The following is a 3,361-nucleotide window of genomic DNA, read 5'->3' as shown; positions in this document are numbered from 1 at the left end:
CATAAATAAAGTAAAAAAACTAAAAAAAGCAGCCGGCAGTTTTTGCGAATCGAATTATTAACTACTTATAGAAGCGTAATATGAACGAGAAATCTGCGACATCGCACTCGCCGACGCCGGTGAGTAAACCGAAAGACGGCAAGAAAAACCGTCTTGTGATGATGGCCCTGCCCATTATCGTGGCCGTGCTGTTACTTTTCGTCCCGGTTCCTGACGGGCTTCCTCCTTATGCCTGGCACTACTTTGCTATCTTCGTCGGCGTGATCGTGGGTCTTATCTTCGAACCGCTGCCGGGCGCCGTGATTGGCCTGACTGGCGTTGTCGCCATCGCGCTGTGCAGCCAATGGGTGCTGTTTAGCCCGGAACAGATGGCTGCCGATAAATTCCATCTGGCGGGTGCGTCCTTTAAATGGGCGGTCAGCGGTTTTGGTAACTCTACCGTGTGGCTGATCTTTGGCGCCTTTATGTTTGCCGCCGGCTACGATAAGACCCGCTTTGGCCGCCGACTGGCGCTGATTCTGGTGAAATATCTGGGCCGCCGCAGCCTGACGCTTGGCTATGCCATCACGCTGGCGGACCTGCTTCTGGCGCCGTTTACTCCCTCTAACACCGCGCGCAGCGGCGGGACCATCTACCCGATTATCGCCAACCTGCCGCCGCTGTATGGCTCCAAACCGAACGATCCGAGCGCTCGCAAAATCGGCTCATACCTGATGTGGGTGGCTATCACCGCCGCTTGTATAACCAGCTCGATGTTCCTCTCAGCCCTCGCCCCTAACCTGTTGGCGCTGGCGCTGGTGAAAAGTATTGTCGGTATCAACATTTCCTGGGGTACCTGGTTTATTGCCTTCCTGCCGCTCGGCGTGCTGCTTATCCTCACCATGCCGCTGCTGGCCTACTGGTTCTACCCACCGGAAGTGAAGGTGAACGATGAGGTGCCGCTGTGGGCCGCTCGTGAGCTGGAGAAACTGGGTAAACTGTCTCGCAATGAAATTCTGTTGCTGGTGTTTGTCTGCTGCGCGCTGATGATGTGGATCTTCGCCGCGGCGTGGATTGAACCGGCAATGGCCGCCCTGCTGATCATCGGCCTGATGCTGTGGACCGGCGTGCTGGAGTGGAACGACATTACCGGCAACAAAGCCGCGTGGAACACCTTCGTGTGGTTCGCCACCCTTGTGGCGCTGGCCGACGGCCTCTCTTCCACCGGCTTTATCGGCTGGCTGGGTAAAGAAGGCGGTATGCTGATGAGCGGTATCTCGCCGGGCGTAGCGACCATCGTACTGCTGCTGGCGTTCTATCTGCTGCACTACCTGTTTGCCAGCACCACCGCGCACACCACTGCGCTACTGCCAGCAATGCTCACCATTGCCTCGACCATTCCGGGTATGAATATGGAAGTGTTCGTGCTGCTGATGGTGACCTCGCTGGGGATCATGGGGATCATCACCCCATACGGCACCGGCCCAAGCCCGATTTACTACGGCAGCGGCTATCTGCCAACCAAAGACTACTGGCGCCTTGGCACCATCTTTGGCGGCATCTTCCTGGTCGCCCTGCTGGTCATCGGCTACCCGTGGATGTCTATGATGTTCTGATTCATAACCGTCGGCGGGCAACCTCCGGCGGTTTTATTTTTATGGAGTGAAGAGCTATGTCGAACAAACCGTTTGTCTACCAGGACCCCTTCCCACTGTCTCATGACGATACCGAATACTATCTGCTGAGCCGTGAACACGTCTCCGTTGCCCAGTTTGACGGCCAGGATGTTCTCAAGGTTGAGCCAGAAGCGTTAACGCTGTTGGCCCAGCAGGCGTTCCACGATGCGGCTTTTATGCTGCGCCCTTCTCATCAGCAGCAGGTTGCTGCCATCCTCAGCGACCCGGAAGCCAGTGAAAACGATAAATACGTGGCGCTGCAGTTCCTGCGTAACTCCGACATCGCCGCGAAAGGCGTGCTGCCGACCTGCCAGGACACCGGCACCGCGATCATTATGGGGAAAAAGGGCCAGCGCGTATGGACCGGGGGTGGCGATGAAGCCGCGCTGTCGCAGGGCGTGTATAACACCTATATCTCCGACAACCTGCGCTATTCGCAGAATGCCGCGCTGGACATGTATAAAGAAGTGAATACCGGCACTAACCTGCCGGCACAGATTGACCTCTACAGCGTGGATGGCGACGAATATAAATTCCTGTGTATCGCCAAAGGCGGCGGTTCCGCGAACAAAACGTATCTGTATCAGGAAACTAAAGCGCTGATCACCCCGGCAAAGCTGAAAAATTACCTGGTTGAGAAGATGCGTACGCTGGGGACAGCAGCCTGCCCGCCGTATCACATTGCGTTTGTTATCGGCGGGACGTCGGCAGAATCAACGCTGAAAACCGTCAAGCTGGCCTCCACTCGCTACTACGACGGTCTGCCGACCGAAGGTAACGAACACGGTCAGGCGTTCCGCGACGTGAAGCTGGAACAGGAGCTTATGGAAGAAGCGCGTAACCTCGGTCTTGGCGCGCAATTTGGCGGTAAATATTTTGCCCATGATATCCGCGTAATCCGCCTGCCGCGTCACGGCGCATCATGTCCGATTGGGATGGGCGTCTCCTGCTCTGCCGACCGTAACATTAAGGCTAAAATCAACCGTGACGGTATCTGGATTGAAAAACTGGAGCACAATCCCGCGCAGTATATTCCCGAGGCGCTGCGTCAGCAGGGTGAAGGCGATGCGGTCAGCATCAACCTCAACCAGCCGATGAGCGATATTCTGGCCCAGTTGTCCGCTCACCCGGTCTCTACCCGTCTGTCGCTGAACGGCACCATTATCGTGGCCCGTGACATTGCGCACGCGAAACTCAAAGAGCTTCTGGATAACGGTGAACCGCTGCCGCAATACGTCAAAGACCATCCTGTTTACTACGCCGGCCCGGCAAAAACGCCAGAAGGTTATGCATCCGGCTCCTTAGGCCCAACCACCGCAGGCCGTATGGACTCCTATGTTGACCTGCTGCAGTCTCACGGTGCCAGCATGGTGATGCTGGCGAAAGGTAACCGTAGCCAGCAGGTAACTGACGCTTGTCACAAGCACGGGGGTTTCTACCTTGGCAGCATCGGCGGCCCGGCCGCCGTGTTAGCGCAAACCAGCATCAAGAGCCTGGAATGCGTGGCCTACCCGGAACTGGGTATGGAGGCCATCTGGAAAATTGAGGTAGAGAACTTCCCGGCGTTTATTCTGGTGGATGATAAAGGGAATGATTTCTTCCAGCAGATTCAGAACAAGCAGTGCGCAGGGTGTGCGCAGCGATAATCTATCGCTCTGCCTTGATTAATATCTTTTTCTGATATCAAGCTAGCATTTATTCAATGC

The 3,361-nt window shown here is 55.9% G+C and carries 2 protein-coding genes; both read left to right on the top strand.

Translation table 11 applies throughout. The annotated features are described in order from the left end of the window. The first annotated feature begins 80 nt into the window (after positions 1 to 80). Positions 81 to 1,595, top strand: a complete 1,515-nt coding sequence (locus tag NNN71_RS24105; RefSeq protein WP_209438759.1) for an anion permease — start codon at positions 81 to 83, stop codon at positions 1,593 to 1,595. A 56-nt stretch (positions 1,596 to 1,651) separates the two neighbouring features. Beyond that, a complete protein-coding gene (gene fumA / locus NNN71_RS24100; protein WP_163449331.1) occupies positions 1,652 to 3,301 on the top strand; it encodes a class I fumarate hydratase FumA in 1,650 nt (549 codons plus the stop codon). Positions 3,302 to 3,361 lie beyond the last annotated feature (60 nt).

It is taken from the genome of Kluyvera sp. Awk 3 (assembly GCF_028069715.1).
GTDB lineage: Bacteria > Pseudomonadota > Gammaproteobacteria > Enterobacterales > Enterobacteriaceae > Kluyvera > Kluyvera georgiana_A.
The sequence above is the reverse complement of the archived record's forward strand: the minus strand, read 5'-3'. Positions and strand labels throughout refer to the sequence as shown.